Source organism: Paraflavitalea sp., from assembly GCF_059502485.1.
Genome location: NZ_JCACET010000004.1, coordinates 83,156 through 96,046, shown reverse-complemented (window position 1 = coordinate 96,046; position 12,891 = coordinate 83,156). Strand labels below are relative to the sequence as shown.

Here is a 12,891-nt window from a genome sequence, read left to right as displayed (position 1 = left end):
GAGTTATTGATCTACCAGGAATACGTATACTTCTTTGGGACCATGTACCCCCACCACGAGCGTTTTCTCGATGTCGGCCGTACGGCTGGGCCCGGTAGCAAAAGTGATCAGGGAAGGGAGGTTGGCGCCATACTTTTCTTTGGCCTGCTGCAGACCGTCGCGGATATCGTACACCAGCTGATTGGTATAAGCAATGCATATATGCACAGGCGCATAAACACTCACCGTACGTCCGCTTTGCTGCCCGGCACTCAGGACGATAGAGCCCGTCCGTGCCACCAGCCACTCACAGGTGGTAATAGCTGCGTCACAACTGGCTACGTCACCATGATTGAAATACGTAAAACCACCGGCCGAAAGATCGCCCCTCAGCTTATCCTCCCGGCAATAGATCTTATCCCATTTATTATGGGCCAATACCTGCTGCAACTGCGCAGCCAGCTCCTGTTGGTTGAGACAAAAAACAAACTTGCCCTGGAGCCTGGAGAACTGCTCGGCAAACTGCACTTCCAGTTCCTGCTGAGAAGGCTGGAACACAGAACTGTTGCCCTCACTTTGCGGAAAAGGAAGAGGCGTTGACTGAGTCAACGCCTTCCGTATTTTCTTTAGAATACTTTCCCTTGCAGGAGAAATCTTCATAATTACAATTAAGAGGTAGCAGGATGATTCGTCACATTGCTATCGTAAGGTGGAACGCCTTCGCTGATAGTACCACCTTCGGCGCCATGAGCAGGATTACCATCCACATCCAGCAATTTCTTTTCACCATATGGACGCTTACCAATCAGTGACTCTACATCACTTTGGAACAATACTTCCTTATCCAGCAATGCTTCAGCCAGCTTCTCTACCTGCGCTTTCTTTTCAGTCAGCAACTCCTTGGTCTTCACGTAAGCATCTTCGATCAGCTTCCTTACCTCATCATCGATCAGGCGGGAAGTCTCTTCAGAATAAGGCTTGGTGAAAGAGTTTTCAGCAGCCGGGTCATAGAAACTTACATTACCCACTTTCTCATTCATACCATAAACGGTGATCATGGAGTAAGCAATGCGGGTAACCTGCTGCAGATCATTCTGCGCACCCGTAGATATCTTACCGAAGAAAATCTCTTCACTCGCACGACCACCCAGCGTCATGCAGATCTGGTCAGTCAGCTGGTCTGTATTATACAGGTATTGCTCTTTAGGCGTGTATTGTGCGTAACCGAGTGCAGCTACACCCCTCGGAACGATCGTTACTTTCAACAGCGGATAAGCATGCTCCAGGAACCAACCGCAAATAGCGTGGCCGGCTTCGTGATAAGCAATGATCTTCTTCTCGTCGGGAGAAATGATCTTGTTCTTCTTTTCCAAACCACCGATCACCCTGTCCACTGCATCCTGGAAGTCTTCCATTTCTACCGACTGCTTGCCTTTACGGGCAGCGATCAGGGCAGCTTCATTACAGATGTTGGCAATATCAGCACCGGCAAAACCAGGCGTCTGCTCAGCCAGCTTATGAATATCCACTTTATCAGAGATCTTGATAGGCTTCAGGTGCACCTTAAAGATGTGCTCGCGGCCCTTCAGATCGGGTTTGTCGATAGAGATCTGGCGGTCGAAACGGCCTGGGCGCAACAGCGCAGAGTCCAGTACGTCAGGACGGTTGGTAGCAGCCAGCACGATGATGCCGCTCTCGCCACTGAAACCATCCATTTCCACCAGCAATTGGTTCAGCGTGCTTTCCCGCTCGTCATTACTCATCATCGCATTTTTACCACGGGCACGGCCAATAGCATCAATTTCATCGATGAATATGATACAGGGAGCTTTTTCACGCGCCTGTTTGAACAGGTCACGCACACGGCTGGCGCCCACACCTACAAACAGTTCCACGAAATCGGAACCACTCATAGAGAAGAAAGGAACCTGCGCCTCACCAGCCATCGCTTTGGCCAGCAGGGTTTTACCGGTGCCCGGAGGACCTACCAGCAAAGCACCCTTGGGTATCTTACCACCCAGAGAAGTATATTTCTTGGGATTCTTTAAGAAGTCCACGATCTCCATTACTTCCACTTTCGCTTCGTCGAGACCAGCTACATCGGAGAAGTTAATGTTTACCTTGGTGCCTTTATCAAAAAGAGTAGCCCTTGATTTACCAATGTTGAAAATACCGCCGGGGCCGCTGCCACCACCTGCGCCTCCACCCATCTTGCGCATCAGCATTACCCAGATAAGGATAATAATTACCAATGGCAATAAGAACTGGATAACACCGGTGAACCATTCTCCTTCCGTAGCGGGTTTATTAGGGACCTCGGGGATAGAGGTATGATCCTTATACCAGGCATTCAACTCCTTTTTGAACTCTTCGGCTTTGATAACCTTGAATTCAAAGTGAGGGCCTTTTTCAGAAACGCCAGGCCACTTTTGAGACAGCCGCTCTTTGTATTTCTGAAAACCAGCTTGAGTGAGGGTAATCCTGATAAGGTTCTTATTGGTGACGGTGGTTAAACTTTTAACCTCCCCTTGTTCCAGCATCTTGTAAAACTCCAGTTCATCGATCTCTTTAGCATCAGGTGTAAAAGAGCCGAATAACTGAAATGCTACCAGAACAGCAAATATGATTGCCCAAACCCAGTAGATATTGAATTTCGGGCCTTTGCGCTGGCCATTATTGTCATCACCTCTCGGGCGTAGGCGGGGAAAACCGCGTTCATTCTGTCTTGAATCGTCCTGTGACATATAGTACTTACTTCAGCTTGTTTTTCTAATTAAGGATTATAGAAGGCAAATTGTTCGAAAAACCTGTAGAAATGGCAGGGTTTCTGACAACTCCCGGTACACAATATCAAACATCCGGCCTTAAGAATCAAATTATTTATGCTCTTCGGCCTCAGCGTCACTCCACATTTCTTCCAATTTGTAGAATTTCCGGGTCTCGGGCAACATCACGTGAACCACGATATTAACGTAATCTACAAGAACCCATTGTGCTTCCTTGTGACCTTCGTGGTGATATGGCGACTCTTTCGTTACATCCTTGACGTGCGTTTCCACAAAATCGGCAATGGCCTTTACCTGGGTAGTGCTGCCAGCCTCACAAACAATAAAAAAATCAGCAATAGCTTCGGGGATTTTCCGGAGATCAAGCGATGTGATATGACTACCTTTTTTCTCCTGAATAGCGTGGATGATAGCTTTGTAGATCTTTGAGTTCTTGGTTAACCTCGCTACACTGCTTCGTTTACGACGGGTAGTAGCTAACATTGACAATTGTTCCAATAATCAAAACATTTTAAATGGTCAAATTGGGTATCCTGAATAGCGGAAAGGCTGCCTTATTTAGGATCTGTATCCCGTTTACCTGCACGCTATGCACTTACTTTAACAATAACAGCATAGTAGCTTAAACGTTCAACAGTTATATCTATTTTCGTACAATTCAAAAATAGTGATCTTTTGCCACATCCCACTATCGGCCAGCGCCTTATTATATTACCAACCATAGACAGCACCAACAACTATGCCATGGGGCAGGCAACCACAGGCGAGGCTGGGCACGGAACCGTGTATTTTGCCCTCGAACAGACGGCCGGCAAGGGTCAGCGGGGTAAAACCTGGCTCACCACCACTGGCGAAAATATCATGATGAGCGTTGTCCTACACCCTCACCCACTGAAAACCAGCCAGCAATTCCTGCTCTCAGCAACCATCGCCCTCGGCTGTTATGATTTCTTTAAAAATTATGCCGGGGACGAGACCCGCATCAAATGGCCTAACGACCTCTACTGGCGTGACAGAAAGGCAGGGGGGATATTGATAGAATCACGGGTGGGAAGTCCTGAATGGACAATCGCCATTGCCGGCATGGGCATCAACATCAACCAAACACAATTTGCCCCGGAAGCCCTGCGCCCCGTTTCCCTCAAACAGATAACCGGTAAAACCTACGATATCAACGCCTTGGCCATCGAGCTCTGCCACCACCTCGAAAAACGCTACCAGTCTCTTCAAAACCCCGAACAGCTACTGGCCGATTACCACCAGGCACTCTACAAAAAAGGCGAATCCGTGAAACTAAAAAGAGGCAACAGCGTATTCGAAACCACCATACAGGGAGTTACCCCAACCGGCGAACTGATAACCATGGACACACTCGAAAGGTATTTCCAGGTGGGCGAGATAGAATGGGTGATATAGTATTTCGGTTAAACGTCAAATTCATGCGGTGGGTGCAACGTTTAACGCGACTATGCTATCAGGCAGAATATGAAGATAACCCTTACAACTTTGGTAGCCGCCGTGCTGCTGGGCGCTTGCTTTGGCCGCGTCGATAGCCCTCCCAGGGAAAACGTAGAAGCCTACGTACCCGTATACGCCAATGCAACCACCTTGGAAAATATAGAGGTTACTACCGTACGTTCTACCACAAAAGCAGGAAAGATATACGCCTACGGCAATTACATCTTTCAAAATGAATTGTACGAGGGCATACATATTATAGATCGCTCACAGGCGCAACCGAAAAAAATAGCTTTCCTGAAAGTTCCCTTCAGCACAGAAGTAGCTGTAAAAGGAAACTACCTGTACACCAATAGCGTCAGCGATATAGTGGTATTCGACATTGCCAATCCACTACAACCCACAGTAGTAAAGAGATTGAAAAACGCATTCCCTGCAATCAACCAGGAATATCCTCCCTTCTCTAATGTATTCTTTGAATGCGTCGATCCTTCTAAAGGAATCGTAGTGGATTGGGTGCTCAAAACAATACCTAAAGCCAATTGCAGGCGATAACCAATAAAAACAACCACTTGAAAAAATATATTTACCCCATACTATTCCTGAGCATTTGCATCGCCTCACTGCAATGCACAAAAAACTCAGATAGCTCTTTTATGGCCACTACAGGTCAGGGAGGATCATTGGCCCGCTTTGCTATCGCTGGCAATTACCTGTATACAGTAGACCATGAAAAACTACATGTATACAACATCAGTGATCCGGCCAACCCGGTAGCAAAAGCAACAGTGCCAGTAGGATTTGAAATAGAAACCATTTATCCGTTCAAAGACAAGCTGTTTATAGGATCTACCAGTGTAGTACACATCTTCTCCATCACAAACCCGGAGCAGCCACAGAAACTAAGCACAGCTATTTCACCCACTGTATTAAGACGGTGCGATCCGGTAGTAGCAAAAGACACGGTAGCATTTGCCACGTTGCGCACCAACGCAGCCTGCGGAGGAGTACAAAGTATATTGGCGGTATATGATATCAAGGACATCACCAATCCGGTACAAAAATTCGCTTTCCCGGTTGCCGAACCCTATGGGCTGGGTTACAAGGATGACGCATTATACGTTTGCGACAAAGACAGCCTGCTGGTATTTGATATCAAAAAGCCTTATGAACTTAAACAGGTGGGCAGCCTGAAAGATGGCGCCTACGTAGATGTGATCCCTTATAACAACACCCTTATCTGTTGGGTCAGGACTGGCGTAATCCTGTATGATATTTCCAATCCCTTCACACCACAGCTTATTACAAAAATTAATTGATGCAGCTTAAAGCTCTCGCACTCATTTGCAGCTTCCTTGGCTGCACAGGCCAACTGTGGGCACAAAAGAAGAATATAACAGTAATACCTGAAAAGACATGGTTGCTGCGCCTCAACCCCTTGGGGTTGCTGGACTTCAACGATCACAATATTTCCATTGGAGCAGAATACCGGTTCAAACCCGCCTGGGCGGTCTCAGCCGATATCGCTTATATATTCGATGCCAGCATTGAAGACCTAAAGCAAACAAGAGGATACATTTTCAGACCTGCAGTAAGGAAATATTATGGCAGGCAATTGAACAGCTTCTATGAAGCAGAACTCCACTATAAACACGTGGAATATACCATGGAAGGATGGGTAGACAGAAATGTGGTAGACAATACGCCTGCCTTTGAACAATATACCCGGTACAAGCTTACCAAAAGAGTATTGGGGTTACAGATCAAAGCAGGCGCACAGGAATTTCTCGTTAAAGACCGGTTACTGATTGAAATATATGCCGGAGTAGGCATCAGAGCCAAATGGCATGATACAGACTTACCACCCAATAGCAATATCAGAGCCGTCAGAACCTTAGCTAATGACCTGGATAAAAAGTCCTCTATTGTTCCGGCTATCCCTTCAGGCATAAGACTCCTGTTCAGGCTATAATATGGGAAGATCGTCCTTTACTCCTTTTTCTTCCGGATGGTAAACACCCGCGAAAGATTGAACCCAAACCGAATCTCACCCTTCCAGAAGTCGGAAGTAGTAGAAGTCAGGAAAGCCTTTTCATTCATACCGGTAGCATTGGTGAAATGCAATTGGAATACGTGACCACCGGTCTCTATATCGAAGCCTACCGCCAGCGGATCTTTGGTGCCCGCCTGGCGTCCGGAAAGAATAGGCGTATAATCCACTACAAAAGCAGTACGCTTCGTCAGCTTCATCCTGCCGCCAACACCCAGCGCCCAGGTATTGTTTTCATCATTGGAGCCCGGCACCAGGTTGCGGTGCAGGTAAATAGGATTCAACTGCAAACTGAACCCTTCACTAAACTTACGCCCAATGATCGCCTCCTGATAGAAAGCCAACCGGTGCTTGAACTTATATACATCCTGCGGTTCAGGGAAATCCTGCGTTCTTAAAGACATACCGGTGATCAACACTACTGAAAAAGGAACACTGCCCGGCCCTTTGGATTGCTGTACCGGCCGGAACTTGATAAACCCATCCAGCTCCTTATTCAGATTACTCCGGCCAATACCGACAGTAAGATTATTACTTAGCCCATAATCAAATCCAAAACGCATATTAGCTTCGTCCAGACCAAACAAGTCCTTTAAACCATTGTCTACCGTTCCAAAACGGTGTAAGATGCGCACATCCAACACACCCTTACCAAGAAACTCCATAGAATGACTATGGATCACCCTCGACGATTTAAAAGCATTTTTTACATACTCCTTCTTTATCGAATCAGTACCCAGTTCCTTTAGCAAGTCCTGGTCCTGCGCATAACCAACATTACTAATCAACACTACAGCCAAAACCAATAAACAACCAACCAATATCTTTTTCATAACAGCAGTATTAAAACAATTAATTCTTTAACGGTTCCAGGGCACAGTCCACCGTAATAGACACGGTGTTTGAAATATTCTCCTTTACCAGCGATGGTATCTTGATATTATAATCCGATAACAGGATCGTGAAATCCGCACTCAGCTGAGGCTTTCCACCCTTCACGGTAATCTTGCCGGGCACTTCGATCTCCTTGGTCACGCCATGTAGTGTAAGCGTGCCTTTGGTTTTCGTGTTATAAACTCCATCCTGACCATACTTCACATCACCATTATTCACCACCTGGCCTTTAAAATCGGCCTTGGGATATTTATCACTCTCTACATAATTCTCATTGAAATGCTCCTGCATCAGGGCCTTGGGAAATTCAAATCCCTTCATCAGCACGGCAAACTGTATCGCCCCACTCTTGGAGTCGAGCACACAAGTAATGCCTTTATGCTTGGCAGAGATGGTTTCCACATTGCCCTTGGATACAAAAGATATCCTGCCATTCTTGGTAAAAAACTTATCCTGCGCAGAAGCCAGCACCGATAACAATACCAATACACCTGTCAGACTTATAATCCGCTTTTTCATTTCCAATACTATTTTAGTTTAACACTTACGTTACTACTGTGAACACACTTTGTTTTGTCATTTCGAACGGAGCGACAGCGAAGTGAGAAATCTGCTATCGAAGCAAACGTATTGCCGATTGCCCACTGCCGATTGCCGACATCTCACTTTGCACCCACTACACACCTCGTCAATTCCACATCCGATCCCAACAAACCCGTATCATCCTTCTTGAACCCTGTTATAGCCCCTTTGATCGTTACCCGGTTGCCACGCTTGTAAGCACTACCAGCAGCCACGTGCGCACTATCCAGCAGACATCTTACAGAAGAGGACATTTCAACGGTATCGCCCAACACCACCGTACAGTCGCCATCTACCTTATCCACCCCTTTCACCATTCCCTGCACAACCAATATTTTATTGCGGTACTTATTATACGCCACCGAATCATTGGCCAAAAATTCATCCACCAGGGCAGTAGCCTCCACCGTAAAATCAGGAGCTACTTCCACCAGGTTTACATTCGTACGGTTATATTCGCGGTAAGCATATATAGCAACCACACCAAGCACCAGCACGATACCAGTAATAATTAACGGTTTCTTTCGCATGAATTAATTATTGGGAGTTCCGGAATCAACCCAGCACCTGATCTTCCTGATCTCGGCAGCAGGCAGGGGGCCGGCATCTTTAGGCATGTAGCCGGAAACAACTGCATTCTTTATCCGCGCAGCAGCATTCTTAATCTGGTCATAATTGGTCAATGCACCGGGACCATTGGTAGAGCCAGCGCCATGACATCCCTGGCAATTTGCCTGGATGATCGGTAATACATCGTTCGCAAAACTGGCATTCACACCCGTACAATCGCCGTTGAAAGGATTCAACAATTCGTCTTTATCATTGGTACAGCCTATAAACACGGCCAGGCACACAAACAAAGTGATAAGAACTTTTTTCATCATATAAATGCATTTCCTGTGATAACTCTTACGCGCATTTAATAATGAAGGTTGCCTCAAAAAAAATCCCTGTCCTGGAAAGGACAGGGAACCAAACCCTTAGAACTTATGATAACCCATGAAAGAAGTCATCCGCTGCAACGACCGGAAACCACCACCTTCTTCCAGGTTCATATTATCAATACGTCAATAAGGGAATGAGGGTTTCCTTAAACACCCGAAACAGGGATCGGCTTTCAAAAAATTGATGAATGCAGGGTGGGTCGCCCTTCCCGTCCGTTGACGGGACGGCTCACCCTGCATTATGTAATTAATATTTCCTCGAAGAAACAATCATAAAATCGGCATACTGCCAGGCCCGCTCAAACCGGTGCTTCACAACAGCTGCTTCGGCAGTCTTTTGCTGCCCTTGCAAACTATTATATAGCCCCATCAACCCCCAGCCATTCTCCGGCAACGTCGCCAGGTCTTCCCGGAACACCTTTTCAGCATCAGCAAACTGCTCCGCCTGCAGCAATACATCACCCAGCGTATGACGCACCGAGAAAAACCAATCCGGTGGCTCCTGGTAATTCAGTTTATCCTCGATAGCAACCGCTTGCCTCAACAACGCAGTGGCTTGCTTATACTGCTGCACGCCGGCCAGTATCTCTCCTTCCAGCGTGAGCGCTGCAATGGTAATGAGGTCAAGAGAACTATTCGTTTCCCATACTAAATGAGACCGCAAAGATTCATCGGCAGCATATGCCTGTAAAGCCTTCAATTCCCGTTGAGCTTCCTGCACATTCCCCTTTCCATTAAAAGCCATCCCCCGGGCATAATGCCAGATGGCGCGTGGGTACTTCAACGATTCACCGGGAACAGGCAATTGCAAAATATCGTCCCACTTGCCCAGGTGCACCAGCACATAAAAAGGAATAATATAATAATGCTGTACAGTCCCCGAAGAAGCGAGATATTTTCTGTCGGCATTGCGCGATACGCCCCAGGCAGCCTCGATGGCCTTCTTACTATTACCCTCCAGGAAAGCACAGGCAGCCAGAAAATGAATATTATGCGGATAAAGCAACAATGGATAAGCACCCGAAGCCTTACACTGATCGATATAACTGCTATCAGAAAGCCTTGCCTTCTCAGTAGCCAGCACACCCTCATGATAATAGCCGGTGCGGATATAAATATGCGCAGGCATATGCACCAGGTGACCCGCCGCCGGCAACATATCCAGCAGCTTACCAGCCGCAGTCAGACCTCGGTCTGCTGTACGCGAAGCCTCTACCGCATGCAGATATAAATGCAGCGAACCAGGATGATCGGGAAAAGCAGCGATCGTTTTCTCAAGCAGCTCCTCGATAGCCTTTGTCCACGGCTGAGGCGTACCATCCTTCAGATACAGGTTCCAGGGATGCTCGTTCATCAACGCGTCTGCATACAGCGTAGCAACTTCGGCATCACCCGGAAACCGATCATAAACATCTTTCATCGCAGCTGCATAAGCCGCATTATAAGGCGACATATCAGCCACCGGCTCCTTGGGAAAACGTTTAGCCAATGCAGCGATCAAAGCCTTCTCCCTGGGCGATGCATTAGCAGAATATTTTACAGCCTTTGCCATGGCATCATTGATCTCTCCCAGACTGGTAGGGTTCAAAGCTGCATTATAATTAGGCCCCAGCACCATGCCCATACCCCACCAGGCCATAGCACAGGTAGAATCAAGCTGAATAACATGCAGGAACGAACGCCCGGCTTCGCCATGGTTAAAAGCATATACCAGCGTAAGCCCCTGATCAAAATATTGCTGTCCCTCTTTCGACCGGGTGGTAATACGATAATGAAGCTTGCCCAAACCCTTTATCAAAGGCGCTTTGCCAGCTTTCAATTTATCAGCATCGAAAGAAGGAGCGCAAAAGATCACACGCCCACTCTTTTGCCATTCAGGATTGGGAGGCGGTGCTAACTTGAAAGCTACCAGCATCACCGCCACAGATACAATGCTGATAGCAAAACCAACCAATAAATTACTTTTCATAAAAGACTATTTTCAGGTTAAAGTCGGGGGTAGGTAAATCATTCAAAAGATGCTTCAGCCATTGACGGCGGCTGAAAAAAAGTTGTATAAAACTCAAATGCTTCATCAGGTTAATCATTTTAATGTTTGTACACAGTAGTAAGGCTGTCAATGAGTCCTGGAACATAGTGCCTCAATACCATGGACGATTCATCCAGTTTTGCGATCCTTGCAGGATTGAAAGAGATCAACAGGTCCTTATTGCCATTACCCAACTCCCACTGAAAATTATTAATGGGGTTTCCGACAGAACATACCTGCTCATTCTCCTTTACAACGCCGGAGCCACCAGTAAAAAACTCATAAGAATTATCCTTCTGGCACTCCTGGATCAGGTTCTCACTCTCGTCGATCAGCTTATTATTATTATCATCGAACCCATAACCAGTCAGGATCCATTTCTTTTGCGTCAGCAATTCAACAACCGACTTCTCTTTCTCTGGTTCTCGGGAGTTTTTTTCTTTCCTGCAGCTATTCAGCAGCAGACATACAATAGCACAAAGCGAAATATTTTTCATAACGGTTCTTACTTGGAAGGGTTAATTTGTTTAACAAATGATACAAGGTCATCGGCAAACCTCACAGGATCTTCCCAATGCACAGCGTGACCAGTACCTTTATAGATCAATAATTGCGAACGCTTAAAAGTGTTGTTCAACAACTCCTGGTCAGCCTTTGGAGAAAACACATCCTTATCGCCCCATATGATCAGCGCAGGCTTAGTATACCCACCCAGTCGGCTCACATAATCAGCCTTGAACAGATCAGCACCTATACTCTTCCATACACGTGCCGGCACTTTCAGACTTTCTTTGATTACAGTTTGCAAAAAGGACGGCGGGACGGGATTAGCAATTGTACTCTGCTGAAACTCTGCAGCAAACTGTTCACTAATGGGATCATTTAAAGTGTCCAGCACCTGCGCAAAGCCCTGAACAGCCTCGTTATTCGTAAAACTGGCAAAACTGCCCACCAGCACCGTACCCAATGATTTTTCAGGATAGTCGAGCACAAAACGTTGAGCGATCACTGAGCCCATAGAATGCCCTACGATAACAGCTGCTTTGAGCTTACGTGCTTCGAGAAACGCCGCTACATCAGCTGCAAACTCTTTGGGATCGTACCCTTTTAAAGGTTTCTCCGAATCACCATGCCCCCTTTGCGTTAAAGCAAAAGCATGCACCGAAGCGGGCAGATAAGGCAACACCAGTTCATAAGAATGCCAGGAATCAGTGATCCCGTGCAACAGCACAACCGGCGTTCCTTGCGGGTCACCTTGCTCTACAAACTGCAGGCTGACACCGGTTTTCAATTTGATCGTTTGAACGGCAGGAAAAACAACAAACTTTCTCGCAGACTGGGCCTGCAGACCAGTATCCAATAACAACAACACCCATAACAGGTAAAATACTTGCTTACTCATGGCTTTAAATATTGAATGATTGAAAAGTTGTGGATTGAGAACACAAAATTGTCTTATCCGCTAAAACTGTACAATCACCAAAACCAGAGAAACAGTAACCAGATATGGGGAGCGAAAATTAAACGATCTTCTGATTGATTGCCTTGGCCACAGCCTCAGTAAGAGAAGCAACATGAAGCTTCTCATAGATCTTCTTTACGTGGCTGCGCACAGTTTCATAACTGATCGACAGCCGGTCGGCGATCATCTTATAACTAAGGCCTTCAACGATACAGGCCAGCACTTCTTTTTCACGGGGAGTGAGATGATAGTCCGGAGCTTCTTCCGGCTTGATATGTTGAGGGATCTGTTGAAGTTTACCCAATACCTTGCGCGCAATAGAGGGCGACATAGGTGAGCCGCCATACTGCAGCTCCATAATAGCTTCCACCAGCTTGGTGTTCAGGTGGTTCTTGAGAATATAACCCGAGGCGCCGGCACAAATAGAATCGAAAACACGGTCATCATCTTCAAAAACAGTCTGCATCAGGATCTGTATATGGGGATATTCCTTCCGGATAGCAGTTACAGCTTCGATACCGGTCATACCCGGCATTTCAATGTCCATCAGCACAATGTCAGGTTTGCAGTCCTGAACATCTTCCACACAGTCTAGAACATGAGAAAACGAGCCCACCACCTCAAAAGACGGCACGGTCCTGAGCAGTAAGCTGATACTTTCACGGATATTCTTATTATCATCAAATATTGCGATACGGAGACTCATA

At 46.6% G+C, this 12,891-nt stretch carries 15 protein-coding genes; 4 read left to right on the top strand and 11 right to left on the bottom strand.

Annotated elements, in window-relative coordinates:
• Positions 1 to 3: 3 nt before the first annotated feature.
• From AC5JBY_RS00455 to rsfS, 3 genes are all read right to left on the bottom strand, one after another.
• The gene (locus AC5JBY_RS00455) at positions 4 to 639 is read right to left on the bottom strand and encodes a LutC/YkgG family protein (RefSeq protein ID WP_495902563.1); all 636 of its coding nucleotides are present in this window, start codon (positions 637 to 639) and stop codon (positions 4 to 6) included.
• Between the two features lie 8 nt (positions 640 to 647).
• A complete protein-coding gene (gene ftsH, locus AC5JBY_RS00450) occupies positions 648 to 2,723 on the bottom strand; it encodes an ATP-dependent zinc metalloprotease FtsH (RefSeq protein WP_495902562.1) in 2,076 nt (691 codons plus the stop codon).
• A 132-nt stretch (positions 2,724 to 2,855) separates the two neighbouring features.
• Positions 2,856 to 3,248 carry a ribosome silencing factor gene (rsfS, locus tag AC5JBY_RS00445; protein WP_495902990.1) on the bottom strand — a complete coding sequence of 131 codons (393 nt, stop codon included), beginning with the start codon at positions 3,246 to 3,248 and terminating at the stop codon, positions 2,856 to 2,858.
• A 192-nt stretch (positions 3,249 to 3,440) separates the two neighbouring features.
• On the opposite strand from rsfS, the gene AC5JBY_RS00440 reads away from it, so the two are divergent.
• The 4 genes from AC5JBY_RS00440 to AC5JBY_RS00425 all read left to right on the top strand — a co-directional run bounded on the left by AC5JBY_RS00440 (position 3,441) and on the right by AC5JBY_RS00425 (position 6,195).
• A complete protein-coding gene (locus AC5JBY_RS00440; RefSeq protein ID WP_495902561.1) occupies positions 3,441 to 4,181 on the top strand; it encodes a biotin--[acetyl-CoA-carboxylase] ligase in 741 nt (246 codons plus the stop codon).
• A gap of 69 nt (positions 4,182 to 4,250) precedes the next feature.
• Entirely contained in the window at positions 4,251 to 4,778 is a 528-nt protein-coding gene (locus tag AC5JBY_RS00435) for a hypothetical protein (RefSeq protein WP_495902560.1), read from the top strand.
• Between the two features lie 17 nt (positions 4,779 to 4,795).
• A complete protein-coding gene (locus AC5JBY_RS00430; RefSeq protein ID WP_495902559.1) occupies positions 4,796 to 5,542 on the top strand; it encodes an LVIVD repeat-containing protein in 747 nt (248 codons plus the stop codon).
• Positions 5,542 to 6,195 (top strand): hypothetical protein, encoded by a 654-nt coding sequence (locus AC5JBY_RS00425; protein WP_495902558.1) that lies wholly within the window; start codon positions 5,542 to 5,544, stop codon positions 6,193 to 6,195. Before AC5JBY_RS00430 ends, AC5JBY_RS00425 begins: the two co-directional genes overlap by 1 nt.
• Positions 6,196 to 6,212: 17 nt before the next feature.
• On the opposite strand, the gene AC5JBY_RS00420 is transcribed toward AC5JBY_RS00425, so the two are convergent.
• The 8 genes from AC5JBY_RS00420 to AC5JBY_RS00385 form a co-directional block, all read right to left on the bottom strand.
• Entirely contained in the window at positions 6,213 to 7,106 is an 894-nt protein-coding gene (locus AC5JBY_RS00420; RefSeq protein ID WP_495902557.1) for a DUF5777 family beta-barrel protein, read from the bottom strand.
• Positions 7,107 to 7,125: 19 nt separating this feature from the next.
• Positions 7,126 to 7,686 carry a YceI family protein gene (locus AC5JBY_RS00415; RefSeq protein WP_495902556.1) on the bottom strand — a complete coding sequence of 187 codons (561 nt, stop codon included), beginning with the start codon at positions 7,684 to 7,686 and terminating at the stop codon, positions 7,126 to 7,128.
• A gap of 143 nt (positions 7,687 to 7,829) precedes the next feature.
• The gene (locus AC5JBY_RS00410; RefSeq protein ID WP_495902555.1) at positions 7,830 to 8,279 is read right to left on the bottom strand and encodes an OB-fold protein; all 450 of its coding nucleotides are present in this window, start codon (positions 8,277 to 8,279) and stop codon (positions 7,830 to 7,832) included.
• Between the two features lie 3 nt (positions 8,280 to 8,282).
• Positions 8,283 to 8,633, bottom strand: a complete 351-nt coding sequence (locus AC5JBY_RS00405) for a c-type cytochrome (RefSeq protein ID WP_495902554.1) — start codon at positions 8,631 to 8,633, stop codon at positions 8,283 to 8,285.
• A 307-nt stretch (positions 8,634 to 8,940) separates the two neighbouring features.
• Positions 8,941 to 10,662, bottom strand: a complete 1,722-nt coding sequence (locus AC5JBY_RS00400) for a hypothetical protein (protein WP_495902553.1) — start codon at positions 10,660 to 10,662, stop codon at positions 8,941 to 8,943.
• A gap of 119 nt (positions 10,663 to 10,781) precedes the next feature.
• Entirely contained in the window at positions 10,782 to 11,219 is a 438-nt protein-coding gene (locus tag AC5JBY_RS00395; RefSeq protein WP_495902552.1) for a hypothetical protein, read from the bottom strand.
• 8 nt (positions 11,220 to 11,227) lie between these two features.
• Complete coding sequence (locus AC5JBY_RS00390) at positions 11,228 to 12,124, bottom strand: alpha/beta fold hydrolase (protein ID WP_495902551.1); 897 nt, start codon at positions 12,122 to 12,124, stop codon at positions 11,228 to 11,230.
• Between the two features lie 118 nt (positions 12,125 to 12,242).
• Entirely contained in the window at positions 12,243 to 12,890 is a 648-nt protein-coding gene (locus AC5JBY_RS00385) for a response regulator (RefSeq protein ID WP_495902550.1), read from the bottom strand.
• Position 12,891 lies beyond the last annotated feature (1 nt).

Coding starts and splice junctions, on each gene's coding strand:
- AC5JBY_RS00455 (WP_495902563.1), bottom strand. CDS start 639: ATGAAGATTTCTCCTGCAAGGGAAAGTATTCTAAAGAAAATACGGAAG.
- ftsH (WP_495902562.1), bottom strand. CDS start 2,723: ATGTCACAGGACGATTCAAGACAGAATGAACGCGGTTTTCCCCGCCTA.
- rsfS (WP_495902990.1), bottom strand. CDS start 3,248: ATGTTAGCTACTACCCGTCGTAAACGAAGCAGTGTAGCGAGGTTAACC.
- AC5JBY_RS00435 (WP_495902560.1), top strand. CDS start 4,251: ATGAAGATAACCCTTACAACTTTGGTAGCCGCCGTGCTGCTGGGCGCT.
- AC5JBY_RS00425 (WP_495902558.1), top strand. CDS start 5,542: ATGCAGCTTAAAGCTCTCGCACTCATTTGCAGCTTCCTTGGCTGCACA.
- AC5JBY_RS00420 (WP_495902557.1), bottom strand. CDS start 7,106: ATGAAAAAGATATTGGTTGGTTGTTTATTGGTTTTGGCTGTAGTGTTG.
- AC5JBY_RS00415 (WP_495902556.1), bottom strand. CDS start 7,686: ATGAAAAAGCGGATTATAAGTCTGACAGGTGTATTGGTATTGTTATCG.
- AC5JBY_RS00410 (WP_495902555.1), bottom strand. CDS start 8,279: ATGCGAAAGAAACCGTTAATTATTACTGGTATCGTGCTGGTGCTTGGT.
- AC5JBY_RS00405 (WP_495902554.1), bottom strand. CDS start 8,633: ATGATGAAAAAAGTTCTTATCACTTTGTTTGTGTGCCTGGCCGTGTTT.
- AC5JBY_RS00400 (WP_495902553.1), bottom strand. CDS start 10,662: ATGAAAAGTAATTTATTGGTTGGTTTTGCTATCAGCATTGTATCTGTG.
- AC5JBY_RS00395 (WP_495902552.1), bottom strand. CDS start 11,219: ATGAAAAATATTTCGCTTTGTGCTATTGTATGTCTGCTGCTGAATAGC.
- AC5JBY_RS00390 (WP_495902551.1), bottom strand. CDS start 12,124: ATGAGTAAGCAAGTATTTTACCTGTTATGGGTGTTGTTGTTATTGGAT.
- AC5JBY_RS00385 (WP_495902550.1), bottom strand. CDS start 12,890: ATGAGTCTCCGTATCGCAATATTTGATGATAATAAGAATATCCGTGAA.